This is a genomic window from Amycolatopsis sp. CB00013, from assembly GCF_001905755.1.
GTDB classification, from domain to species: domain Bacteria; phylum Actinomycetota; class Actinomycetes; order Mycobacteriales; family Pseudonocardiaceae; genus Amycolatopsis; species Amycolatopsis japonica.
On sequence record NZ_LIWC01000001.1, the window covers coordinates 1,611,058 to 1,635,592 of the forward strand.

Annotated in this window: 22 protein-coding genes; 10 read left to right on the top strand and 12 right to left on the bottom strand. The window is 69.0% G+C overall.

What is annotated here, in order from left to right; all coding sequences use genetic code 11:
- Positions 1-36 precede the first annotated feature (36 nt).
- On the bottom strand, positions 37-1,158 hold the full coding sequence (locus AMK34_RS07225) for an acyltransferase family protein (protein ID WP_073843792.1): 1,122 nt from the start codon (positions 1,156-1,158) through the stop codon (positions 37-39).
- A gap of 48 nt (positions 1,159-1,206) precedes the next feature.
- Between AMK34_RS07225 and AMK34_RS07230 the strand changes: the two genes are divergently transcribed.
- Positions 1,207-1,872, top strand: coding sequence for a CPBP family intramembrane glutamic endopeptidase (locus AMK34_RS07230; RefSeq protein WP_126731377.1), 666 nt, complete (start codon positions 1,207-1,209; stop codon positions 1,870-1,872).
- Between the two features lie 3 nt (positions 1,873-1,875).
- On the opposite strand, the gene AMK34_RS07235 is transcribed toward AMK34_RS07230, so the two are convergent.
- Together AMK34_RS07235 and AMK34_RS07240 are read right to left on the bottom strand one after the other, a co-directional pair.
- A complete protein-coding gene (locus AMK34_RS07235; protein WP_073843794.1) occupies positions 1,876-2,400 on the bottom strand; it encodes a flavodoxin family protein in 525 nt (174 codons plus the stop codon).
- A complete protein-coding gene (locus AMK34_RS07240) occupies positions 2,400-3,791 on the bottom strand; it encodes a DUF4389 domain-containing protein (protein ID WP_073843795.1) in 1,392 nt (463 codons plus the stop codon). The genes AMK34_RS07235 and AMK34_RS07240 overlap by 1 nt, the downstream gene beginning before the upstream one ends.
- A gap of 169 nt (positions 3,792-3,960) precedes the next feature.
- Here AMK34_RS07240 and AMK34_RS07245 point away from each other — a divergent pair, with 169 nt between their 5' ends.
- The 4 genes from AMK34_RS07245 to AMK34_RS07260 are packed head-to-tail and all read left to right on the top strand — an operon-like array spanning position 3,961 to position 8,632.
- Entirely contained in the window at positions 3,961-4,980 is a 1,020-nt protein-coding gene (locus tag AMK34_RS07245; RefSeq protein ID WP_073843797.1) for an Acg family FMN-binding oxidoreductase, read from the top strand.
- Positions 4,981-4,996: 16 nt separating this feature from the next.
- On the top strand, positions 4,997-5,227 hold the full coding sequence (locus AMK34_RS07250; RefSeq protein WP_073843799.1) for an SHOCT domain-containing protein: 231 nt from the start codon (positions 4,997-4,999) through the stop codon (positions 5,225-5,227).
- A 27-nt stretch (positions 5,228-5,254) separates the two neighbouring features.
- Entirely contained in the window at positions 5,255-7,138 is a 1,884-nt protein-coding gene (gene ftsH, locus AMK34_RS07255; protein ID WP_073843801.1) for an ATP-dependent zinc metalloprotease FtsH, read from the top strand.
- Between the two features lie 18 nt (positions 7,139-7,156).
- Positions 7,157-8,632 (top strand): WS/DGAT/MGAT family O-acyltransferase, encoded by a 1,476-nt coding sequence (locus AMK34_RS07260; RefSeq protein WP_073843803.1) that lies wholly within the window; start codon positions 7,157-7,159, stop codon positions 8,630-8,632.
- On the opposite strand, the gene AMK34_RS07265 is transcribed toward AMK34_RS07260, so the two are convergent.
- The 5 genes from AMK34_RS07265 to AMK34_RS07285 all read right to left on the bottom strand — a co-directional run bounded on the left by AMK34_RS07265 (position 8,522) and on the right by AMK34_RS07285 (position 15,135).
- The gene (locus AMK34_RS07265) at positions 8,522-11,062 is read right to left on the bottom strand and encodes a cation-translocating P-type ATPase (protein ID WP_083649760.1); all 2,541 of its coding nucleotides are present in this window, start codon (positions 11,060-11,062) and stop codon (positions 8,522-8,524) included. The genes AMK34_RS07260 and AMK34_RS07265 overlap by 111 nt on opposite strands.
- A complete protein-coding gene (locus AMK34_RS07270) occupies positions 11,059-11,961 on the bottom strand; it encodes a universal stress protein (protein ID WP_073843805.1) in 903 nt (300 codons plus the stop codon). Before AMK34_RS07270 ends, AMK34_RS07265 begins: the two co-directional genes overlap by 4 nt.
- A gap of 100 nt (positions 11,962-12,061) precedes the next feature.
- Positions 12,062-12,580 (bottom strand): GNAT family N-acetyltransferase, encoded by a 519-nt coding sequence (locus AMK34_RS07275; RefSeq protein ID WP_073843807.1) that lies wholly within the window; start codon positions 12,578-12,580, stop codon positions 12,062-12,064.
- Between the two features lie 177 nt (positions 12,581-12,757).
- Entirely contained in the window at positions 12,758-14,131 is a 1,374-nt protein-coding gene (locus AMK34_RS07280) for an MBL fold metallo-hydrolase RNA specificity domain-containing protein (protein ID WP_073843809.1), read from the bottom strand.
- A gap of 23 nt (positions 14,132-14,154) precedes the next feature.
- The gene (locus AMK34_RS07285) at positions 14,155-15,135 is read right to left on the bottom strand and encodes an Acg family FMN-binding oxidoreductase (protein ID WP_073843811.1); all 981 of its coding nucleotides are present in this window, start codon (positions 15,133-15,135) and stop codon (positions 14,155-14,157) included.
- 218 nt (positions 15,136-15,353) lie between these two features.
- On the opposite strand from AMK34_RS07285, the gene AMK34_RS07290 reads away from it, so the two are divergent.
- Complete coding sequence (locus AMK34_RS07290) at positions 15,354-16,016, top strand: response regulator transcription factor (protein WP_073843813.1); 663 nt, start codon at positions 15,354-15,356, stop codon at positions 16,014-16,016.
- Here the strand turns inward: AMK34_RS07290 and AMK34_RS07295 are convergent.
- From AMK34_RS07295 to AMK34_RS07310, 4 genes are all read right to left on the bottom strand, one after another.
- Positions 16,013-17,734, bottom strand: a complete 1,722-nt coding sequence (locus AMK34_RS07295; protein ID WP_073843815.1) for a sensor histidine kinase — start codon at positions 17,732-17,734, stop codon at positions 16,013-16,015. The genes AMK34_RS07290 and AMK34_RS07295 overlap by 4 nt on opposite strands.
- Before the next feature lie 95 nt (positions 17,735-17,829).
- Complete coding sequence (locus tag AMK34_RS07300; RefSeq protein WP_073843817.1) at positions 17,830-18,822, bottom strand: Acg family FMN-binding oxidoreductase; 993 nt, start codon at positions 18,820-18,822, stop codon at positions 17,830-17,832.
- Positions 18,806-20,473: a SulP family inorganic anion transporter gene (locus AMK34_RS07305; protein WP_073843819.1), complete on the bottom strand. Its 1,668-nt coding sequence runs from the start codon at positions 20,471-20,473 to the stop codon at positions 18,806-18,808. The genes AMK34_RS07300 and AMK34_RS07305 overlap by 17 nt, the downstream gene beginning before the upstream one ends.
- Positions 20,470-21,594: a lycopene cyclase family protein gene (locus tag AMK34_RS07310; RefSeq protein ID WP_073843821.1), complete on the bottom strand. Its 1,125-nt coding sequence runs from the start codon at positions 21,592-21,594 to the stop codon at positions 20,470-20,472. The genes AMK34_RS07305 and AMK34_RS07310 overlap by 4 nt, the downstream gene beginning before the upstream one ends.
- A 151-nt stretch (positions 21,595-21,745) precedes the next feature.
- On the opposite strand from AMK34_RS07310, the gene AMK34_RS07315 reads away from it, so the two are divergent.
- The 4 genes from AMK34_RS07315 to AMK34_RS07330 all read left to right on the top strand — a co-directional run bounded on the left by AMK34_RS07315 (position 21,746) and on the right by AMK34_RS07330 (position 24,529).
- Positions 21,746-22,645 (top strand): universal stress protein, encoded by a 900-nt coding sequence (locus AMK34_RS07315; RefSeq protein ID WP_241832703.1) that lies wholly within the window; start codon positions 21,746-21,748, stop codon positions 22,643-22,645.
- Positions 22,646-22,662: 17 nt separating this feature from the next.
- A complete protein-coding gene (locus AMK34_RS07320; protein WP_073843825.1) occupies positions 22,663-23,328 on the top strand; it encodes a CBS domain-containing protein in 666 nt (221 codons plus the stop codon).
- A 150-nt stretch (positions 23,329-23,478) separates the two neighbouring features.
- Positions 23,479-23,901, top strand: coding sequence for a hypothetical protein (locus AMK34_RS07325; protein ID WP_241832704.1), 423 nt, complete (start codon positions 23,479-23,481; stop codon positions 23,899-23,901).
- 43 nt (positions 23,902-23,944) lie between these two features.
- A complete protein-coding gene (locus AMK34_RS07330) occupies positions 23,945-24,529 on the top strand; it encodes a DoxX family membrane protein (protein WP_083649762.1) in 585 nt (194 codons plus the stop codon).
- The last annotated feature ends 6 nt before the right edge of the window (positions 24,530-24,535 follow it).

Here is a 24,535-nt window from a genome sequence, read left to right on the forward strand (position 1 = left end):
CTTCCCGCCTTCCATTCCGCCGCCGGGCTTGTCCGGTCAAGACGCTCTCGGTCGCACGTCGTTCACCGTCCTCCTCACGCCGTCTTCGATGCAGGGTCGAAGGTCCTCACGTCTCACGCCACGAGTCCGCCTTCCTCCGAAGAGCACCAGAAACGGGAGCGTGCACAGCAACGAGCCGAGTACCGCGACCGGCCGTTGCAGCCACCAGATCAGATCGGGGAGCCGGTCGTCGGAGACACCGTTCCCGAAGATGAAGTAGACACAGGCCTTCGCCAGCGCCATTCCGGTGGTGTGGAACAGGAACAGCGGCAGCGCGTAGTGGTCGAGCAGACCGATGAACCGGCGCCAGCGCGGCCTTTCCAGCCGTCGTTCGAAAAACGGCCGGGTCACTTCGGCGAAACCGATCTGGAAGGTCAGCAGCGCGACGATCACGAACGTCGGCGGCCCCATGTTCGACAACCGGTCCCCCGGGACACCGACCATCGAACCGGGGTACAGACCGGAGAACACCAAGCCCGCCAGACCGAACAGGCCCGTCCAGAGCAACGCGTGACCCCACCGCCGCGGTGAGTCGACGAGCCGTCGATGGAAGAAACCGGCCTGATGGGCGAGGCCCCAGACCGCGATCATGTTCACCCACCCCGCCTCGTCGACGCCGTAGCGGAATCGCACCACGTCGGCGCCGAGTGCGGCACCACCCAGCCAGACCAGGACCACGACGTCGAACTTCCGGTGCAGCCACAGACTCACCGGCAGCACGGCCAGAAGGACGACATACACCGCGAGAAACCACAACGGGCTGATGACCAACAGCACCGCACCGCGAATCCAGCGTAGATTGGACACCGACGCCACCGTCACACCGAAAGCCGTCCAGATCAGCACCAGGGCTCCGGCCGGCAGGACGAGCCGCCTGATCCGGTGCCGGATGTATCGCGAGAGTGACTCCCCGCCCGCCCGCGCCCGTCGCCAGGACACCAGGTGCACGTATCCCCCGACATAGAAGAACATCGGCATCACCTGCAGAAGCCAGGTGAAGATCCACAACCCGGAGAAGAATCCGAGCGGGCTCGTCGGCATCGGCCCGTCCGGTGACCACCGCAGAATGGTGAACGCCCAGTGCCAGATCACCACGACGATCAGGCTGACCGAACGCAACCAGTCGACATACGGCTCCCTCGCAGGGTTCCCGCCGTCATCGTCTCGGTGCTGCTGCTCGCGGCGGCCACGGTGCTCGCGAACCGGGTGCTGCCCGGGTGGGCGTATCCCGTGTGCGGTGTCGTGACGGCGGCGGTGCTGATCGCCATCGCCAGATTCTCCGGCCTCCGGCTCGCTTCGATCGGGCTCGGCAGGCACACCCTCGGTCGCGCCGCGGTCGTCGGCCTCGCGGGTGCCGGGCTGGTCGGCCTCGTTTTCGCGGTGGCGCTGGCCGTGCCCGGGCTCCGCACCTTCTTCGAGGACGGCAGGGTCGGGACGCCGGGGCTCGGTCAGCTGTTGTGGCTCACCCTGCTCCGTATTCCGCTCGGCACCGTCCTTGTCGAGGAGGTGGCCTTCCGCGGCGTTCTCCCCGCACTGCTCGGTGCCGGCGAGCGCTGGCGCTGGGCGCCGGTCCTCGGCGCCGCCGCCCTGTTCGGTCTGTGGCATCTTCTGCCCTCGCTCGCCTTGGTCCGCAACGCCGCGGTCGACGCCACCGTCGGCGGTCTCCCGCTCCCGCTGATCTCCGTGCTGGCGATGGTCGCGGCGGCCGGTGCCGGCATCTTCCTGTACTGGTGGCGGCACTGGGGAAAGGGCGTGCTGGCACCCGCGCTCCTGCACTGCGCGACCAATTCGGGTGGTCTGCTCGTCGCCTGGTGGGTGCTTTCTCACCCGTGAGGGTCAGCCGGCCGCGGTCTCCAGAAGGCGCGTCGCGAGCCGGGCGCCCCAGGCTTCAGCGCGCTCCTGCTCACCGTCGGCCAGGATCGTGGCGTTCTTGCCGACGTCCACGAAGAAGCTCTCCGGCGGCAGCAACGGAACACCGTGGCGCTTCAGCAGCAGCTTCCGCGCGCCGACTGCGGCGGAACCGACGAGCCACCGGGCTCGGCGGAGCCTCGTGTCGAAGACCGCGAACGGCACACGGCGTGATGCCGTCGGCAAGGCGCTGAGCCATTCCCGGACGCCGGTCGCCGAGCGGACGCCACCTTCGACCTCCTGCCGCGCGCTCTTGCGGGTACCGGGCCGGGTCATGCCGTGGGCATGGGTGGGGCCGCCGACGACGAGCAGGCCGAGGCCGTCCCACTGGGCCGGGGCGTCGTCGACGTTGACGACCTCGACTTCGCACGAGGTGGCCAAGCCCTTGCCGATCGCCCTGGCGATGATCTCGGTGTTGCCGAACATCGACTCGAAGACCACGAGTACCTGCATCACGACTCTCCTTGGCTGATCGGTGAAAGTTCGTTCGAGACACGGGTGACGGCGACCGCGGCCAGCCCCACCCCGGCGGCGAGCAGCAGCAGGCCGGATACCAGCAGAGCCCAGGACAGCCAGCCGAGTATCGGTACGGTCGCACCCGCCTCCGCGCGGACATCCACCCCGGCCGAGCCGTCGGCGTTCATCACCACGAGGGTCCAGTCACCGGCCTGGTCCGGCCAGGTGATCGTCTGCGTGCCCGGGCCGACCGCCGAAGCCGTCCAGATTCCCACTTCCCACGGGAGCACCGGCGACTCCGGAGAACGGTGTACGGCCAGCTCGCCCGAAGCGAGATCGGTGACCGTCGCGTGGTCGGTCTCGCTCAGATAGCGTTCCGCCGCCGGGGACGGCGCGACACCGACGAAAACGTCCTTCAGGCCGAGAGCGGTCACCCGTACGCGGATGTCGCCGAGCGCACGGGTAACGGGGACATCGCCGGCGGCGGTGGCGACGAACGTGAACCGTTCGCTCGCCAAGGCGGCGGTGTCGGTGCTGTAAGTACTCGAGACCGTCAGGTATCCGTCGTCGTCGCGGTCGACCCGGTCCAGCCACAGGGACGCGGCACCCCCGCTGATCAGACCGGTCGACAGGACGGCGAGGGCCACTCCGATCACGACCGACACGACACGACCGGTCGTCCACCCCGCCGTACCCGGACGCTGTCGTACCGGTTCGGAGGGGCCTTCGAGCGGTGAGCCGGGTTCGGTACCGCCCGAATCCAGGCGGAAGGGCGGGTACTCGTCGGTCATGAGGGCGGCGTACGCGCCCACCCGGATGACCCACCGGTCCATTCCGATCACGAAGTCGAAGATCGGCTTCGGGTAGTCACCCCGCACCAGCAGGATGACGCCCGCGATGAGCACCAGGATCCCGATGAGCCCGCCAGCTCCCCACTGGAAGCCCTCGTCGGAGCCGTACCACAACCAAAGCCCGCCTCCGGCGAAGAGACCGACGACGAGGTAGTGCGGGATCGCGAGCAGCCACCACTTCACGAGGACGAGGCCGCGGGAAAGCCGCTCCGGGTGATCGATTTCGAGCCGGGCGGGATAGCCGGGGACGTCGGCCAGGGTGAACGGCGGATAGCGATCCGTGCCCAGCGCGGCGTAGGCGTAGTAGTGCACACGCCACGCCCACCGGAGAACCCCGACGTTGAACTCGAAGATCGCCCGCGGATACCGCCCGGTGAACAGGATGGCGAAGAACGCCACCGCCGTCAGCGGGATGAACGCCGACCACAGCACCGCGAGCACGAGATAGTGCGGGATCGCGAGCAGCCATTTCACCAGCCACAGCCAGCGGGACAGATCAGGATCGAGCGAAGCCTCGACGCGGACAGGAGAACTCATGGGACGCCTCCTTGCGGGGAGCGGACCCGTTCGACGATCCCGCGCGACCGCACGGGAGAACAGAAACGAACGGCCCGGCGAACCGGGCCCTCTGGCCCTCCACGATCCGCCGTGTCCGGAGAACCCTGAAACACGGCACTTCACTCCCTTGAGCAGAGGCAGGTTTCCGATGGACCACGGCCTTCCCGACGACTACACGGTCGAAACCGCGGTGGCCCTGGCATGCCGCGCACCGTCGGTGCACAACTCCCAGCCCTGGCAATGGCGCGTCGGAGATCGCACCGTTCACCTCTACGCCGATCGGGCCCGGCAGCTGGCCGGGACCGATCCCGACGGCCGGGACCTGTTGCTCGGTTGTGGCGCGGCGCTGCACCACCTCCGGGTCGGCTTCGCGGCCTTGGGCTGGCGGGCGGAAGTGCACCGGTTGCCCAATCCGGCGGAGCCGGACCACCTGGCGTCCGTCGAGCTGCACCGGCACGAGCCCACCCAGGAGGACATCACGCTCGCCGCCGCCATTCCCCGGCGCCGGACCGACCGGCGCAGGCACAGCTCCTGGACCGTCCCCACAGGGCACCTCGACACCCTCGCCCGGCACGCGGCGGACGAAGGCACCATCCTGCGCCCCGCTCTCGACGCCGCCCGCTACCACCTCGCGCGCGCCATCTCCGAAGCCGCCGAAGTCCACGCGGCGGACCCTGCGTACCGCACCGAACTCGCCGCCTGGAGCGGCAGGCACACCGCTCCCGACGGCGTCCCGTCGGCGAACGCACCCGCACAGGACGACACCCCCGGCGCCCTGCCCGCGCGTGCGTTCGCCGACCCCCTGCTCGGACAGCCCGAAGGAGCGGCCGGCGAAGCGGACGAGACCGTGCTCCTCGTGTTGAGCACGGCTTCGGACGATGCCATGTCGCGCCTCCGCGCGGGCGAGGCCACCAGCGCGGTGCTGCTCGCCGCGACCAGCCTGGGCTTGGCGACCTCTCCGCTCACCGAACCGCTGGAAGTCGCGGACACCAGGACGAAGGTGCGGGACCTGGTCACGGGCGGCACCTTCCCGCAGATGGTGCTGCGGACCGGCTGGGCACCGGTCAACGCCGATCCCCTGCCCGCGACCCCGCGCCGGAACCTCGACGAGGTCCTCGCACCGCTCGGGACGCCGGTGCTCCGCGAAGTGCGCTACCAGAGCCACTGAATCGAAAGGAACGGCCATGCCTTACTGGCACTACTCCGACGGCGGCTGGGTCAGCATGCTGCTCATGCTGATCACCGTGCTCATCCTGGTCGGCGGCCTCATCACCGTCTCGGTGATCGTGTTGCGCCGCACCACCAAGACCTCGACCGGTCACGACGACGCGATCAAGATCCTGAACGAACGGTTCGCGCGCGGGGAGATCGACAAGGACGAGTTCGAGACACGGCGTGCCGTGCTTCGCGGGTGACCGGGCCCGCGCGCGAAGGGACACACCATGTCACGGACGGCCGAACCCGGCCCGCCCTCCGACCCGATACCGCCGGCGCGCCCGCCTGAACCTTCAGGTCGGCGCCGCTGGCTGGTTCCCGCGGCTTTCCTGGTGATGCTGCTCTTGTTCTTCCTCCCACATCTGCTGACCGCCGAGACTCCCACCTTCGGCTACACGGAGCTTCTGTCCAAAGTAGACGCAGGACAGGTGGAGAAGGTCACGGTCGACGATGACGGGGCGATCAAGGGGAACCTCCGCGACGGAACCGCGTTCACCACGCAGCTTCCCGTCGCGCTCGACGACGACCAGTTGTTGCCGAAACTGAAGGACAAGGGCGTCCAGATCACTGGCGCGCCAGGGGGCACGTCGGGCGTGCTCTCCTTCGTCGGCAGCCTGCTCCCCTTGCTTCTCCTGGTGGGTTTCCTCATCTGGATGGGCAAAGGAGCGCAACGGTCACTCGCCAAGGCCGGAGGTTTCGGCAGGTCGAAGGCGAAGATCATCGAAGCCCAGCGGCCCACCACCCGATTCGCGGACGTCGCGGGATACGAAGGGGTCAAGCAGGACGTCAGCGAGATCGTCGGCTTCCTCCGCGACCCGGACCGGTACGCGGCGGCGGGTGCGAAAGGGCCGCGCGGCGTCATCATGGTGGGACCGCCGGGCACCGGGAAGACCCTGCTGGCTCGCGCCGTCGCGGGCGAGGCCAGTGTGCCGTTCCTGTCGGTCACCGGTTCCGAGTTCGTGGAGATGTTCGTCGGCGTCGGTGCCTCGCGGGTCCGCGATCTGTTCACCGAAGCCAGGAACCGGGCGCCGTCCATCATCTTCATCGACGAGATCGACGCCGTCGGGAGCCGCCGAGGCGTCGGCGGTGGCACGGGCGGGCACGACGAACGCGAGCAGACCCTGAATCAGCTTCTGGCCGAGATGGACGGTTTCGATCAGAGCAGCGGCATCGTCGTGCTCGCCGCGACCAACCGCCCGGAATCCCTCGACCCCGCGCTGCTGCGGCCCGGCCGGTTCGACCGGCAGGTCACCGTGCCGCTGCCGAACCAGGACGAACGCGCGGCCATTCTCGCCGTGCACGTGAACGGCAAACACCTCGGTCCTGATGTCGATCTGCGGCGCATCGCCCGCGGAACGCCCGGGTTCTCCGGCGCGGATCTCGCGAATCTGGTCAACGAGGGAGCGATCAACGCCGTCCGCGCCGGGCGCACGACCATCACGGCGGCCGACCTCGACTCGGCACGTGACCGGCTGCTGCTCGGACGTCGCGAAACGTCCAACGCCCTGCTGCCCGAGGAACGGCACGCCGTGGCCGTGCACGAATCCGGTCACGCGCTGATCGCCGCGCTGTGCGAACACGCCGATCCGGTCGCGAAGGTCACCATCCTTCCGGCGGGGATGGCCCTGGGCGCCACCGAGCAGCTTCCCGAGGCTGAACGACACCTCTACAGCGAGGCTTATCTCACCGATCTGCTGACCATCCGGCTGGGCGGACGCGCCGCGGAACTGGTGGTGTTCCGTCAGGGCTCCACCGGCGCCGCCGACGATCTCGCCGGGGCCACCGCGCTCGCGGTGAAGATGGTTACGGAGTTCGGCCTGTCCACCACGCTCGGTCCGGTCGCCTATCCGGCCGCGCATGCCCGGTTCCTCGCCGACGACCCGGCCGAGCGACGGAACGGCGGATTCTCCGAAAGAACGCAGCAGGTGATCGACCGTGAGGTCACGCGGTTGCTGCGCGCGGCCGAAGACCGGGCCGTCGGCGCGCTGCGCGGGCATCGGAAAGCGCTGGACCTGCTGACCGCCGAATTGATGAGCGAAGAGACCGTCGACGGGAGCGTCGTCCTCGACGTGCTGCGGCAGGAAACCGAGGCCGGCGATCTCGCGTCGTGAACGAACCGGGAGGCACCGATGGACCATCTCAGCCCGCTCGACGCGGCGTTCCTGGAGCTGGAAGACGGGGATTCCAACGCCTCCCTTTCCATCGCTTCGGTGGCGGTGATCGAAGGCCCGCCGCCCTCGCACGCGGACTTCGTCCGGTCGATCACCGCCCGGTTGCCGCTGATCCCCCGCTACCGGCAGAAGATCCATCGTGTGCCGCTCGATCTCGGTCCACCGGTGTGGGTCGACGACGACCGGTTCGACGCGGCCCGGCACTTCCACCGGATCGCCGTTCCGGCACCCGGCGGGGAGCGGGAGCTTTGCGAACTCGTCGCCCTGCTGATGGGGGAACGCCTCGACCGGGAGCATCCACTGTGGGAATTCTGGGTCATGGAAGGGCTCTCCGGCGGCCGCTGGGCGGTGCTGTCGAAACTGCATCACTGCGTCGCCGACGGCGTCACCGGCAACGAGCTGCTGAAGGTCCTTTTCACGGACGTGCCACGGGACGCCACGACAAGTGAACCGGTACCCGACCCCGGTACCGCGGACCTGCTCAAGGACGCCGCACGCGGGCTCCTGCTGACTCCCGCCGAACTGCTTCGCTCGGCGGTACGGCTGGCGCTCTCACCTTCACGGGCGGTGCGAGGTATCGCGGATGCCGTCTCGGGCCTGACTGCGTTCGCCTCCGCGCTCATCCCCGCGGCGCGGTCGTCGCTCTCCGGTCCCCTCGGCCCGGACCGGCGTTACGAGGTGGCGCATACCTCCCTCGACGACGTGCACGCCGTCTGCCGTTCCTTCGAAGTCACGGTCAACGACGTCGCACTCGCGGCCGTCACGGGCGCGTTCCGTGCTCTTTTGCGGCGGAGAGGCGAGAAGCCGGTCCCGGACGCGATGCGCGCTCTCGTGCCGGTCTCCGTCCGCGGAAACCACGACAGCGTCGACAACGAAGTCTCGCTGATGCTGCCCTTGCTCCCCGTCGACGTCCCCGATCCCGCAGGACGGCTGCTCGCGGTTCATCGGCGCTCGGCAGCCTTGAAGGCGAGCAAAGAGGCGGAGGCCGGCGCCGCGTTGACCGGTGTCGCGGCCTCCGTCCCGTTCGCACCGGTCGCGTGGGCCGTCCGGCTCGCCGCCGGTCTTCCTCAGCACAACGTGGTCTCGGTGGTCACGAACGTCCCCGGGCCAAGGGCGCCGCTGCGGTTGCTCGGACGCGAGGTGGCGGACCTCTATCCCTACGTCCCGGTCGCCTTGCGGCTGCGGACCGGCGTGGCCGCCTTCTCCTATCGCGACAAGCTCAACTTCGGGATCACCCTGGACTTCGCGAGTGCGCCGGACGCCGGTTTCCTCGCCAAGGCCATCGAAAACGAGCTCTCGGCCTTGGCGAGGATCGCACACCGGTCACGACCGGGCACGAACCGCCTTGTGGACGGTGTCGGCGAGCAGGACGACCGGGACGGTGGCGAAGGCCAGCACCCAGCCGAGCGGGCTCGGCGTGGTACCACCGAGTAGCCCGGGCAGCGGCGGCATGAGCAGGAACGCGGCCAGCATCGCGAGCTCGAAGACGATCGCGAACCACAGCAAGGGATTTCCCCGCAAGCCGATCCTGCCGACCCAGCGCGACTCACTCCGGCAGGCGAAGGCGTTCGCGAGCTGGCCGAGGACGATCGCGGTGAAGGCGGTACCGGACGCGGTCGCGAGCAGCGCGGTGCCGGGCACCTCGCCGAACCACCATCCGCCACCCAGCAGCACCACCAGGAACGCCGCCATGGACGCCAGCGCCTCGGCCGGGCCGAGCACTCCGAAGGCGCGGCGCACCAGCCTGCCGTCGATCAGGGAGCCGCCCTTCGCGGGCCCCTCCATCGTGCGCCGGTTCGGCGGCTCCGCGCCGAGCGCGACCGCCGGGAGGAGGTCGGTGCCGATGTCGAGCGCCAGAACCTGCAGAACGGTGATGGCCAGCGGGATCTGCCCGCCCGCGAGCGCCCATACGACGAACGGAGTGAGCTCGGCGACGTTGTCGGTCAGGTGGTAGGTGAGAAAGCGCCGGATGTTCACGAACGTCGCGCGCCCGAGTTCGACGGCGGCCACGATGGTACCGAAATGATCGTCGAGGAGGACGAGATCGGCCGCCTCCCTCGCGACGTCACTGCCCGATGCCCCCATCGCGACACCGATGTCGGCCGTGCGCAAGGCAGGCCCGTCGTTGACGCCGTCTCCGGTCATCGCCACGACGTGCCCGCGAGCCTGGAGGACCTTCGCGATCCGGAGCTTCTCCTCCGGGGCGACCCTGGCGACCACCACACCGTCGACATCGAGCAGCCTGCCGAGCGCCTCGTCGTCGGCAGGCAGGTCCTTGCCTTCCAGCACAAGCCGGTCCGGCCCGAGCAGCCCGACTTCCGCGGCGATTGCCGCCGCCGTCCCCGGATGGTCGCCGGTCACCATCGCCAGGCGGATCCCGGCACGACGGCAGGACGCGATCGCGGCGCCGACGTCGGGCCGGGGCGGGTCCTCCAGCCCGACGAGGCCGAGCAGCGTCAGCCCGCCCTGCTCCTCCTGTGCGGCCGGTTCGGCGTTGCGCGCCACCGCGAGCACCCGCAGACCCGCCCTGCTGAACGCGGCGATGGCTTCGTCCGCACCGGAAACCTCCGCGCACAGGGGCAGGACGGTGTCCGGTGCGCCCGAGACATGGAGGCCGTCGACGTCCACGACCGAGGACCGGCGCCGGCGCGGATCGAACGGCCGCCGTCCGGCCGGCTGCGGAGCGGCGGTGACTCCGGCGCGTGCGGCGAGGACGTGCAGCGCCACCTCCATCGGGTCGCCTACCGGCCGCCACCCGTTCGCCTCTTCGACGGCGTGTGCGTCCGGAGAGCACCGTGCCGCGGAATCCGCGAGCGCCGTCGCCGCCCGCACCGCCGCCGGAGAGCCGGTGAGCTCGCCGACCGGCCGGTATCCCGTACCGTCGACCTCGACGGTCCCGGACGGCGTCCACACCCGGACGACGGACATTTCGTTACGGGTCAACGTGCCCGTCTTGTCGGTGCAGATGAACGTGGTCGCCCCCAGCGTCTCCACGGATTCGAGCCGGCGTACCAGGGCGTTGCGGCCGGCCATCTTCTGCGCCGCCCGCGCCAGCGACAGCGTCACGGTCGGCAGCAGCCCTTCCGGGACGAGCGCGACCGTCACGCCGATCGCGAGGAGGAAGCTCTCCGTTCCCGCGCGGCCGAGACCGAGGGCGGCGGCGAAGAACACGCAGCCGACCGCGACCGCCATCAGGGCCACGATCCGCACCACGCGGTACAACTGCGTGGCCAACGGACTCCTCGGCCGCACCGCGCTCGCGGTCACCGCCGAGATTCCGGCGAGGCGGGAGCGGGCGCCGGTGGCCGTCACGATCGCGACGCCGTGTCCTTCGGTGACATACGTCCCGGCGAAAACGGATCCGCCGATCTCCGGCCGCACGGGTCTGCTTTCGCCGGTCAGCATCGACTCGTCCACCGAGAGCAGGCCGCATTCGGCGAGTTCCCCGTCTGCGCACACCCGGTCCCCTGCTTCGAGCAGGACCACGTCGCCCACGACCAGGTCCGCCGCGTCCACGACGACCGCACGCCCGTCCCGGCGCACCGTCGCGCGCACCGGCAGCAGATCCCGCAACCGCTCCGCGGCACGGTCCGCGCGGTACTCCTGGGCGAACGAGAACGCACCGTTGAGCACCACGACCACGACGATCGCGATCGACAGCGCAGGCATCCCGGCGAGCAACGCCAGCCCCGCCGCCGCCCACAGCATCAACGCGAAGAAATGGACCATCTGCCCCGCCAGCGTCAGCAACGAATTCCGCTGTTTCGCGGCGGGAAGGGTATTCGGTCCGTCCCGGCGAAGCGCGGTCGCCGCTTCGTCCGCTGTGAGACCCGCCGCTCCCCGGACCATGGCGGAGCCGGTCACCGGCCCGCTGCCTCGCGGGCCACGATCACCGGGCACAACGCGTAGGACATCACCGCTTGGCTGGTCGAACCGAGGAGCATCCCGGCGACGCCGCCGCGGCCGCGGCTGCCCACGATCAGCAGCTGTGCCCGGTCGGCGTGCTCGAGCAATTTGTCGGCGGGACGACCTCGCACCACCTCCCGATGCACACGCACGTCGGGGTACTTCTCCCGCCAGCCCGCCAGCCGTTCGGCGAGGACCTCGTTCGCGCTCTCCTCGATCTCGGCCCGCTCCAGGCTCCAGTGCGTCTCCTCGAAGACCGCCGAAAGGAATGCGTCGTCCCAGCAATGCAAGGCGACCAATTCGGTCTGCCGCCAGGACGCTTCCTCGAAGGCGAGTGCGAGGGCGGCTTCGCTGGTCCTTGTCCCGTCGACGCCGACGACGACCGGTCCGTCCTGCGGCGCTTCGGCTTCCGCGACGTGCGGGCGGATCAGCGCGACGGGGCACGCCGCTCGTGCTGCCAGCGCGATGGACACCGATCCGACCAGTACCCGGCCCAGGGGACGCAGCCCTTCGGTCCCTAGCACGAGCAGGTCCGCGTTCTCGGCGGCGTCCTTCAGCGCTTGCACCGGGCGCTCGTGCCGCAACAGGAGGGAGACGTGGAGATCCGGGGCGACCTCCCTGGCGGCATCACGGGCCTGCCGCAGGAGGCGATGTCCGCGCATCCTGATCATTTCCGCGAGGTTCTCCCGGGTCGGCATCGGCCTCGGATGATTCAGCGACTCGTCGTCGATCGCGTGTACCAGCGCGAGTTCCGCGTGGCGGCGGCGCGCCTGATCCGCCGCCCAGCGGACGGCCCTGACAGCGGACTCCGAGCCGTCGATACCGACGACGACCCGATGTCCCAAATTCTCCGGCATAGCGGTTCACCCCATCTTGGTTCGGCAACTGCCTTGGACGTTAGGAACCGACACGAGAAGAAGGCAGCGGCATTCGTAACCAAGGAGCGGGACCTTCGACCTATAAGTCCACTGTGGACGGTTGGGACGGCAGCCGCACCGCCGCGTCCGCGAGGCCGTCCGTGATCACTCGTCGCGCCCCCGCCGAGTCGAGCAGGTCGGCGACGGCGCGGTTGTCGGCGAGGTAGGTGGCGGTGAACTCTCTGAACCCGTGCCGCGACGCCGCTTCCGCCAGCTTCGTGACCAAAGCCGTCGCCAGCCCTGCCCGGCGCCAACAAGGCTTCACCGCGACCGCGATCTCCGCGACCCCTGGCTGGAGCGTCGCCTCGTACCGCGCGATCGCCACACCCTTGCCGGCCTCGTCACGCGCGACGAGCGCGTAACGGCGATCGAAATCGAGCTCGGTCAGGTGTGCCAGCAAGCGCGGTGTCACCTTCGGAGGCGGCCCGCAGAACCGGCGGTACAGCGTCTCCCGATCCGCTTCGACGAGCGCCTCACCGAGTTCTTCGGCGTCGGCCGGACTCACCCGGGTCACGAAGACGGTCCGGCCATCGCGCAGGCGCACCGGCTGTCCGTCCATCGGCTCAGCGTAGGAACGCGGGCTTGTGCAGCAATACGGCCGAAGAGGCTGTGTCACCGGGACCAACGTCCCTCTTCCTCAAGTACACGAAGGCCCCCTTCCTGTACCTAGGCGCAAGGAAGGGGGCCATCATGTACTTCAAGAGAGAGCTCGCGGGCTGGCGGCCACGCGTAGCCGTCAGATCAGCACCCGCTCCCGATCACGGGGAACGACGGCCTGCCAGTCATGCTCGGCACGAAGCCGTTCGGCGACCGCCGCCGACGCCTCGGGCTCGCCGTGCACGAGATAGGTGGTCTTCGGCGCCGCTCCCGCGCCGGCCCACCGCACCAGCTCGTCCGCGTCGGCATGGGCGCTGAAGGCGTCGAGCTGGGCCACGTCCGCGCGGACCGTGGTGTACCGGCCGTGGATCTTGATCTGCCTCGCTCCGTTCGCGAGGCTGCGCGCGCGGGTTCCTGGGGCGGCGTAGCCGACTATCAGCACGGTGTGGCGGTGATCGGGCAGCATGTGTTCCAGGTGATGCAGTACCCGGCCACCGCTCGCCATCCCCGACGCGGAGATGATGATCGAAGGCATCCTCGGCGCGTTGACCCGCATGGATTCCTCCACGGTCCGCAGCTCGGTCAACGAAGGCGGGGTCAGCGGATCGTGCCCGGCCAGTTCGGGCCGGATCTCCGGCCAGTGGTCTCGGAACGCCTCGCGGTACACCCTCAGCGCCGCCAAGGCCATCGGGCTGTCCACGTACACCGGCAGCTCGGGGATGGTGCGCGACCGCATCAGTTTCGCGAGTGCGGCCAGCACCACTTCGGTCCGGTCGACGGCGAACGCCGGGATGAGCACACTGCCGCCGCGCCTGGCCGTCCGCCGGATGGTTTCGCCGAGTCGATCCATGGCATCGGTGTCGTGGTGGACGCGGGCGCCGTAGGTCGATTCGAGCACCAGCGCGTCGCAGGGAGGCCGCGGTGAAGGCGGGCGCAGGAGACTGTGCGCCGGACGGCCGAGATCGCCGCTGAAGACGACGTCGCGCCCGTCGGACCGCAACTGTGCCCAGGCGGAGCCGAGGATGTGGCCGGCTTGCCCGAAACGCAGCGTCATGTCCTTGCCCACCGTCGTCTCGGCGCCGTAGTCGAGTTCTTCGAGCAGCCCGATCGCCTTCCGCGCGTCGCCCGCGTCGTACAAGGGTAAGGCCGGCCGGTGCTTGGACCAGCCGTACTTGTTGGCGTGCGCGGCTTCCTCGGTCATGAGGTGGGCGCTGTCCTCCAGCACGATCGGCACGAGCGCCGCGGTGCCCGGCGTCGCGTACACCGGACCGCGCCAGCCGGATCGCACCAGGACCGGCAGGTACCCGCAGTGGTCCAGGTGGGCATGAGTGATCACCACGGCGTCGACGTCGGTCAAGGCACGCGGCAGCGGTGCCCAGTTCCGGCGGCGCAGGTCGCTGAGCCCCTGGAAGAGGCCGCAGTCGACCAGGACGCGGGATCCGGGTGTTTCCAGCAGGTACTTGCTGCCGGTGACGGTTCCGGCTCCGCCATGGAAGGTCAGCGCGATGGTCACGATGCCACCTTTCTCGTCGGAGCTCAGAATCCCGTTCCGAGGATTTCGTCGACCGCGCGGCTCGGGCTCGGCGGTACCAGTCCGGTGGGATAGCCGAAGCGCATGACGGCCTGCGGAAACCCGGGAAGTTCCAGATCCTCCGCCAACGCGGAACGGACTTCGGGCAGGTGCAACGGCTGGGTCAGGACAGAACCGGCCAGACCGTCGTCGACCGCTTCGAGCCAGGTGTCCTGTAGCGCGTGTCCCGCGTGCAGGTGGTCGTATCGGCTGTCGTCGACGGTGAGGAAGACGAGCAAGGTCTCGCCGGCGAGGCGACGCTGGAGAACTCGGCGATCCGGAAGAGTCGTCCCTGGACGGACCAGCCCCGCCCAGGGAAGCGATCCGGCGGGTAGCGTGCTCGCGGCCAGTCCGACGCCATGGCGGTGATAGTGCTCGTCGTGGATGGTCCACAAGGCCAGTTCGCGCTGGTACGCCAAATCGTGCTGATACGCCTCGGCGGCGAATTCGAGCAGATCCGCGACCCGGGAAAGTTCCAGTTCGTCGTGGATAAGCCTGGCTTCGACCCCGCTCTCGGTCGCGGCGGCGATCAGGTCGCCGACCTTCTCCCGGGAGACTCGCCTGCCGGAGAAGGGGTGACGATAGCTCCCTCGCCGGGCGATCGCCGAGTACCGGTGCAGGTCGACATCGGACGGTGCCGAACGCCCCGTGGTCTCGATCGCGGCGACGAGGTCCGGCTCGCCGTCCTCCGGGAACATCCGCGTCGTCAGGTCGTAGCCGAGAACCCGGACCGCGAGCCCCACATTGGCGAGGGCGGCACCGCACGAGATGAGCCGGTCCCGGCCACGGGTGTCGTGTTCGGGCAGGGCCACGTCACGGCGCTCACGCAGGAGAAGACGGCCGCCGTCGAGCTCCAGTCGCCACGGCTGGATGTTGTGCACGGAGGGCGCCCGCAGCAACGTCCTCGCCAGTACCTCGGTCTCGGCCCTCGTCCACCCGTTCGCCATGTGTCCCGTCCTCAGTCGTCATTCGCTCGACTTCCACGGTGCACCTGTCCCGCGAGGACCGAGCAGGTACCGAGGGCATCGATCACCGGGACCAAATACCCGGCGCGGGTCCCACTAGGGTCCAAAGTCCCGGTTCGTTGGGACGTCTAGGTGGCTGTATCGGCCGAACTACACGGGTACCGTCGGTCGAGATGCCGGGACCCCGCAGGAGGGACGAGATGACGACCAAGGTGTTCCTCGTGGATGACCACGAGATCGTCAGGCGAGGGCTGGCGGATCTGCTCGGGAACGAACCCGACATCGAAATCGCCGGCGAAGCCGCGTCCGTCGCCGAAGCACTCGCCCGCGTCCCCCAAAGCGATGCGGACATCGCCGTGCTCGACGTGCGGCTCCCCGACGGGACCGGCATCGAGCTCTGCCGGGATCTGCTGTCCACCGAGCCGGAGCTACGGTGCCTGATGCTCACCTCGTACGCCGACGACGAGGCACTCTTCACCGCCATCATGGCCGGCGCGTCGGGATTCGTCCTCAAACAGGTACTCGGCAACGACCTCGTCTCGGCCATCCGCACGATCGCGAGTGGCGGCTCACTGCTCGACAGCCGGACCACCGCCGCGCTGATGAACCGCATCCGGCGTGAGCGCGACCAGAACGATCCGACCGCCGCCCTGTCCGAGCAGGAACGAACCGTGTTCGACCTGATCGGCGAAGGCCTGACCAACCGCGAGATCGGTGAGCGGATGTTCCTCGCGGAAAAGACCGTGAAGAACTATGTCTCCCGGATCCTGGCCAAGCTCGGCATCCAGCGCCGGACGCAGGCCGCGGTCCTCGCGACCGAACTCAAGAGGACCGCGGCGCCCCCGGTATTCGGTGACGGCTAGACCAGCGGAACACGCCAGAGCACCCGTGCGCCACCACCGTCACGGTCGCCGAACTCGGCTTCGCCACCACACCTCTCCGCCCGGTCGGCGAGGTTCGACAGACCACTTCGCCTGCCCTCGTGCGGGATACCGATGCCGTTGTCGGCGACCTCGATGGTCAGCTCACGGTCGGCCTCGACACTGATCGTGATCTCATCGGCGCCGGAATGCCGGACGGCATTGCTCAGCGCCTCGCGGACCACTGCCTCGGCATGTTCGTGCAGCGTCTGCGGCACGAGGGTGTCGACGGCCCCGGCGATCCGGACCGAAGGGGTGACCGTGCTCTCGGTCGTCAACTCCGTGACGGCGTCGAGCAGACGGCGACGCAGGCTCTTCGAGGCGTCCGAGCCCGAGGTGTGCAGGTCGAAGATGGACGTCCTGATCTCGCGGACCGTGCGATCCAGTTGTTCCACCGCCTGCGTCACCCTGTCCCGCGCGAACGTGTCGGGTACCCGCGGCACGATGCTCTGCAAGCTCATGCCGGTCGCGAACATCCGCTGGATGACGTGGTCGTGCAGGTCCTGCGCGATCCGGTCCCGGTCGGCGAGAACGTCCAGCAGCCGCTGATTTCGCTGTTTCTCACCGAACTCCAACGCGACCGCGGCCTGGTCGGCGAACGACGACAGCATGGGAAGCTGATCGGCCTTGTATTGGGCGGAGCCCTTGTCCCTCCCCGAGATGAGGACCCCTCCGACACCGGAAGCGCTGTTCAACGGGATCACGGCGGCCGGTCCGAGACCCTCGAAAGCGGGCTCGGCCTGGCCGGAGGAGACCGTACCCAGGTCAGGGACGAGACTGGGCTGACCGGAATCGAGCACCTGGTCGATGGCCGGATGCCCGCCCGCCATCGACGCACCCTCCAGAGCGGTCTTCCGCTCCCCGGTGAAGACGCTCACCGTCAACGGCTGCCCGACTTCGGTGGCGAGGAGAATCAGCACCTGGTCGGCGGCGGAGATTTCGCGGACCCTGGCGGCGATCAGGTTCAGCGTGTCGGTGACCGAAGCGCCCCCGAGGAGTTCGCCGTTGACCTCCGCGACCGCTTCCAGCCAGCGTTCCCTCGTCCGTGATCGTTCGAACAGCCGGGCGTTGTCGATCGCGACCCCGGCGGCCGCGGCGAGTGCCTGCAGGACGACCTCGTCATCGGCGGTGAATTCGGCGGCGCCCCGCTTCTCCGTCATGTACAGATTGCCGAAGACTTCGTCCCGGACGCGGACCGGGACACCCAGGAAGCTGTGCATCGGCGGATGGTTCGCCGGGAACCCGACCGAGGCCGGGTGCTGGGACAGATCCTGGACCCGGACGGGATGAGGCTCCGCGATGAGCAGTCCGAGCAGGCCGCGGCCTTCGGGCAAGTGGCCCATATGGGACCGGGTTTCCGCGTCGATGCCCTCGTAGACGAACTCCGAAAGCCCGTCCTCGTCGCCGAGCACGCCGAGCGCGCCGTACCGGGCGTCGACCAGCTCGACCGCCGCCTGCACGATTCTCTGCAGGGTCGAGTCGAGTTCCAGCCCGGTGGCCACGGCCAGCACCGCGTCGAGCAGGCCTTGAAGCCGATCCCGGGTCTTGACGATCTCGGACAGCCGCTCTTGGACCTCGTGCAGCAGTTCGTCGAGCCGCAGCCCGGTCAAGACCGCCGCGCTCGGTGGCGTCTCGTCGGCCGAACCTCGCTCCGGCGGCATTCGGTCACTCCTCAGGTCGGCACAGTGGCGGGTCTCCGTCGCCCGGACGACTCCAGCGTTTCACCACCGGCAGCCTCTGCCAAGTCACGCGGCCGTCAGAACGGGCGATGATCGTCCGGATGCCGCAAGACCTCACCGAGCCGGCGGCGGGAGGCATGCCGAACCGGCCCGTCCGGATAGCCGAGCCGCATGATGAGCTGAGGGTGTCCCGGTAGGTTCAGTTCCTCGGTCATCCGCTCCCGGACGAGTTCCTCGTGCAGCAGCTGGGTCAGCACCGACGCGGCCAGGCCTCCGTCGATGGCCGCGAGCCAAGAGCGTTGCATGGCCACTCCCGTGGCGAGGTGGCCGGCGCGATCGTCATCCTTCGCGCAGAAGAGCAGGATGCTCTCCGCGTCCAGCCTGCGCGCGAGGGTCCGGACGTCGGGGACCAGACTGGCCCGGCGGACCAGTCCCGCCCACGGAAGGCCCGCCTTGTCGTAGCCAGGCCGGAGCAGGCCGTCACCGATACCGTCGGACCGCCAGTCCTCTGTCCATTCCTCGAGCTCCCGCTGGACGCCGTCGTCGCTCTGAATCGTTCGAGAAGCCTGTTCGAGCAGTGCCGCGAGGAAATCTTTCTCACCGGCGCTCAGGACCCGGCAGCCGACGCCGGGCGGCAGCTGCCCGATGAGCGGCGCGAGCATCGACGACGCGACCGGGATCGCGGCGAACGGGCGGCGGTGGCTCCGCCTCCGCGAGATGGCGGCGTACGCGTGCAGCTCGCGGTCGGACGGCGGCTCACGGCCCGAGGTGGTCACGACGGCGACCAGCGGTCCCGGCCCCGGAGGGATCTCCACGTCGGTGGCCCACCCCAGTACCCGGACAGCCAGTACCAGGTTCTCCAAGGCCGCTCCACAGGAGATGAGCCGGTCGCGACCGGTCGGGTCGTGCTCGGGCAAGGTGAGATCGGTCCGTTCGCTCAGCTCGGCGCGCATACCGGGCAGGTCCAGCGACCATGGCTGGATGTTGTGCACCGACGGCGCACGGATGACGGCTCGTGCCAGGATCTCGACCTCGCTGCCGGACCACATGCGCTCATCCTGGTTCGGCATGCGCCTTCCCCCTCTCACGGAACGCTTCGACGACACTGGGCAGCGTCGGGTAAAGCGACCCGGAACCGATCAGCCCGAGTAGGTCTGCGGCTTTCAGATCTTCTCGTAGCTCCTGTTTCACTCTGGCGAGCGCGAACGTGATCCCGCGGTGACGCAGCTCGTCGCAGATCCCGCGCAAGGCGTCCGCCGCCGTGATGTCGAGTTCGACGTTGGCTTCCGCGTTGAGGACGAACCACTCGACCCGCTTTTCGCCGTCCAGGGCGGCGAGGGCTCGCCGCCGGAAGTCGTCCGCGTTGGCGAAACACAAGGGTGCGTCGTACCGGTAGATCACCAGGCCTGGTTCGGTCGTCGCGTCCGGATAGTCGCCGACATCGTGCATCCCGGGCACTCCCGGCACGAAACCGAGCACCGCGCCGTGCGGCCGCGCCAGCCGGCGCAGAAGATCCAAAATGGACAGGCCGACGGCGGCCAGCACGCCGTAGAGGACGCCCAGTGCGACGACGGCCAGCAAGGTCGACACCGCCAAGAAGAACTCGCTGCGGCGGAACTTCGCGATGCGCCGGAATTCCCGGGGATCGACCAGCTTCAACGCCGCGTAGACGACGATCGCCGCCAACGCCGCCTTGGGAAAACCCGCCAGCAACGGTCCCGCGAAAAGTACCGTCAGCACGACCGTCGCGAGCGCGGTCAGGGAATACAGCTGGGTCCGGGCGCCCATCGCGGATGCCAGCGCGGTCCGGCTGCCGCTCGAACTGACCGGGAACCCGTGCAGAAGTCCCGAGGAGAGATTCGACGCGGCCAGCGCGCGCAGCTCGCGATCGGATTCGACCCGCCCGCCGTGCCTGTCGGCGAAGGCGCGGGCGGTCAGGACGTTGTCGGAAAAGCCGACGAGGGCGATCCCCAGCGCGGGCAGCAGCAGACTCGCCAGGTCAGCACCGTTCACCACGGGGATCTCGGGTACCGGCAGCGAATCCGGAACCGGCCCTACCACTCGGATCCCTTTCTCCGTCAAGGAAAGACCGGTGACGACGGCGGCGGCCAGCAGGATGACGGCCAAGGGGCCGGGAAACCGCGGAAGCCAGTGCTGCACCGCCAGCAGGCAGGCCAGAGCGAGACCGCCGAGGACCACGGTCGGCCAGTGCGGATGCCCGATGTTCTTGACGAACGAACCCAGTTCCGCGAGGACCCCTTCGCCGGTCACGGGGACGCCGGTCAGTTTGCCCAGCTGGCTCACGATCATCAGCACCGCGATCCCCGCCATGTAGCCGGTCAGTACCGGCTTCGACAGCAGGTCGGCCAGCACCCCGAGCCGGGCCGAGGCTCCCAACAGGCACAGGCCGCCGACCATGAGCGCCAGCACTGCCGCGAGCGCTCCGTAGCGGGCAGGATCTCCTGCGGCGAGCGGGCCGAGCGCGACGGCCGTCATCAAGGCGGTCGTCGATTCCGGGCCCACCGAAAGCAGCTTCGACGAGCCCAGCACCGCGTAGACCGCCAAAGGCCCGATCACCGCCCACAGGCCGGCTTCCGGCGGCAGTCCCGCCACCTCCGCGTACGCCATCACCTGCGGCACCAGATACGCGGCGACGGTCACCCCGGCCAAGAGATCACCTCGTAGCCAAGACCGCCGATAGCGGGTGAGGGAGAATCTCATCGATGCCTCCGGCTCACCGCTGAGTACAACGAAGGCGGCAGGCGCGCGAACAGTCTTCCCTCCTGCGGCAGGGAGCTTTCCTCGTCGAGGAATCGCAGTACCGGCTCGGCCGAGCGCCGGTCGAACAACGCCGCGAAGACCCGTTCGAGCTGAGCCGCGTCACGGGCCACGACGTCGAGAAGCGTGGCGTCGAACAACAGATGCCTCGGTTTGGGTTTCGGCAGCTCGAAAGGATGACCGTGGACCACCAACGACCTCGCGATCGCCGCGCTGTCGGCTTGAATGCGTTGGAAGGCATAGCCGGTCGATGCCTTCACCAGGCCGGCTTTGGTCCCGATGGCGAGGATCGAACCGCGTCTGCGGTCGACGGCGGAAGCGGAGAGCGGCAGGGAGGCGGACTCCTCACGGGTGACCGCGTACTCCCGCACGCCGAGAATCGTGGCGAGGTATTCATGTAAAGCGTTTCGCTGCTCCTGGGGATACGCGACACCCCGCGAGCTGGGCGGCGCGAAGGACGTGTGCTCGACCAGTGCTTCATGCGGCCCCCGTGGCAAGACGTAGACGAAGCTCGCGGCGCGGCTCTGAGACGTTCGGAAGTCGAAGAAGGTGGGCACGGCCGAGTCGAACGCCGGAGCGGCCGTGCGCACGTGCCAACCGCGGAAGATCAGCCAGCCGTCCACCCGCGCCGGGCCAGGCCGGAGAACACTGTCGAACACCCAATCCGCCCGGAGGGATTCACCGTCCACCAGGACTTCCGCCCCTTGGCCCGCCTGCCGGATCTCGGTGATCCGTCCGCGGCGGAAAACGACATCGCCACGTCTCGCCGCGGCCATGCCGACCGCCGCCGCCAGATCGTCACCACGGACGAAGCGGTATTCGTACCGGCCGAGGCCGACGATCCGGTTACGTCCGGCCGCGTGCACGCGGAACCGATCGAACGTTCGCGACACCGCCTGGTCGAGGATTCCCTGCTCAGCGGACCAGTAGGCCCAACCCGTGGTCGCGAGCTCACGGCTACCGTCGTCCACGACGACGATCGGTCCCGGGGATTCCGGTCGTGCCACCAGGTGTGCCACGAGGCTGAGGCCGCTGAGACCTCCGCCGGCGATGAGGATCGTCATCGATCGAGTGAAGCGGCTCCACGCGCACACGCGCCAGTGACCTGAGGCGCACCCGAGGTCCCCGGAATCCGGGACCAACGGCACCGGACCGCACACGTCCGCCCGCTTAGCTTTGGCCCCGTAGGGACGTGCTGAGCGGAAAGAGCCGATGATGAACCGAACCTTCCGGCTGACCGGGCCGATCGTGGTCGGTGCCGACGGATCCACCGGCGCCCGTGCCGCCGCCACCTGGGGCATGCAGGCCGCCGACCACCACGAAACCTCCCTCGAACTCTGGCACGCGCTGGGAATCTCGGACTACTACCTGGGTAGTGTGCCGCCGTCCGATGAGCTCCTGCGCAAGGTCAAGAACCGCGGAGAAACGATTCTGCGTGAAGCAGCGGACACCGTGGGCCACACATACGGCCCCGTCGTCACGACACACCTCTCGGACGACTCCCCCGCCCCGGCGCTGATAGAGGCTTCTGAAACCGCTCGGCTGGTCGTTCTCGGTTCCACCGAGCACAGCCGCTTCACCGCCCTGTTCGGCGGATCGGTGACGACCGCCCTCGCCGGGCACGCGCACTGTCCCGTCGTGTCGGTACGCGGCCGCACCTGGGACCTCCCCGCGGCGTGGAAACAACCCGTCGTGGTCGGCGTCGACGGAAGCCCCTCCGCCGAGGTCGCGATCGCCGCGGCCTTCGACGAGGCGTGCGCCCGGGGAGCGGACCTGGTCGCGGTGCACGCCTGGGAGGACGTCTCGGCTTCCCGGTCCTTCGGTGATCCCGCGGGCAACTACGGCTGGAGTGCCTTCACCGAATCCGCTCGACGGATGCTCACCGAGCAGGTGTCGAAGTTCCGCGACAGCTATCCCGACGTCGAAGTGCACCAGGTGGTCGTGCACGACGAACCCCGCCAGGAACTGCTGCGCTGGAGCGTCAAAGCCCAACTGGTCGTGGTCGGCAGCCGGGGCCGCGGCGGATTCCGCGGTCTCCTGCTCGGCTCGACCGGACAGAGCCTGATCCATCACGCCGCCTGCCCGGTGCTGATCTCCCGCACCGCGGATTCCTGAGAACGAAGGAGCGATCCATGTGCAGCACCGTTTCCGAAGTCATGACCACCGATCCGATCACGGTCGGGCCGGACGCCGGCTACAAACAGATCGCCGCGCTGATGGCGAGGCAGCGGATCAGCGCGGTCCCCATCGTCGACGACTCCGGAGCACCGGTCGGCGTGGTCTCCGAGGCTGACCTCCTGGCCCGGTTTCGCGACCCCCGCCCTGCCTTTTTCGCCGGACATCACGCCAAAGACGAGTCACGCAAAGCGAAGGCCTTGCTCGCCAGGGACCTGATGACCGCACCCGTGGTGACGATCGAAGCAGGCGCCTCCCTCGCCGCCGCGGCGATCCTCCTGGCCAGGAAGCACGTACGACGGCTGTTCGTCGTCGAGGACGCGAAGCTGGTCGGTGTCGTGTCGCGCCGGGACCTGCTGTCCTCGTTCCGGCGTCCCGACGAAGAGATCCGTGGCGAGATCGAACACGACATCCTCGTCGGCACCCTGTGGGTGACACCAGGACAGGCGTCCGTCACGGTCGCCGACGGTGTGGTGACGCTTCTCGGCAGGCTGGACAACCGCGGCGCGGCCGAACGCGCGGGCGCCCTGGCGAGCGAGGTCCCCGGCGTGGTCGACGTCCGGAACCGGCTCGACTTCGTCTGGGACGACGACGTCATCCGGCCCGCTTCCCTCGGCATCTGAGCAGCAGGACCTTCGGCCCGCACTCGGCGGGATCCGGACGGACCGAAGGGCCGGTTCACCCGGGGCGTCCGCCTCTCCTGAGTCGCCGACGAGCCGAGCACGATGGGAGTACAGGTCAACAACCCGCGGATCGGAAGCGAGGACCCTCCCATGCCGGCCACGAAGAACCAACGGGAACAGGCTCCCCTCGCTCGCTATGCGGACCTGAAGGACCGGCGGCTCGCGATCACCTTGTCACGGGAAGACCTCGAGGAAGAGAAAGATCGAGATCCTCTCGATCGGATCACCTGCCGGACCCATCGCCGTTGGCTGCACCAATGCGTGTCCTCGCCGCTGCACGTCATCGTCGTGACCGGCCACCGCTGGTGCCGCTCCTGCTCTCTCGCGCTCTCCGTCGCGGTCGACGAACTGGCCGGGGACGTCACCTTCTCCTGCCCGGGCTGTGGACGGGCGGCGCCGACGCGGGCGACCCGGCAGCTGATTCGCGCATGCCGCGCGAGTCTCGCCGCGGCGCATGACGATGGCCTCGCGTACCCGGGCCTTTCGACCCCAGAGCAGCCTGCCGTGTCGTAACACACTCGAAGCGATCGTGAAACTGCCAACAGAGGAGAAGTCCATGGCCACCACCGAAAGCGGACACCGGCGCAGCGTTCCCGTCCAGCATCAGGAAGTCCATTCCGGCCGGTCGGCCGGTGCCATGAGCCTCGCCGTGCTCCGTGTCGCCACCGGTCTGCTGTTCCTGTGGGCGTTCGTCGACAAGACCTTCGGCCTCGGCTACGCCACCGCTTCCGGCAACGCCTGGATCAACGGCGGCTCGCCGACGAAGGGCTTCTTGAGCCGGGTCGACGTGGGCCCGTTCGCCGAAACCCTGCGTTCCTGGGGCGGAACCTGGTGGGCGGACTGGCTGTTCATGGCCGGTCTGCTCGGCATCGGTCTCGCCGTCACCCTGGGGATCGGGATGCGGATCTCCGCCATCACCGGCACCGTGATGATGCTGCTGATGTGGATCGCCGAATGGCCGCTCGACCGGACGAACGGCGCCGGCGAGCCGACCATGTCGACGAACCCCCTCATCGAGTACCACGTGATCTATGCCCTCGTACTCATCGTGCTCGCCGCGACCGCCGCCGGAAACACCTGGGGGCTCGGAGAGCGCTGGACTCGACTGTCCTTCGTGGACAGGAACCCTTGGCTCCGGTGACAGTCC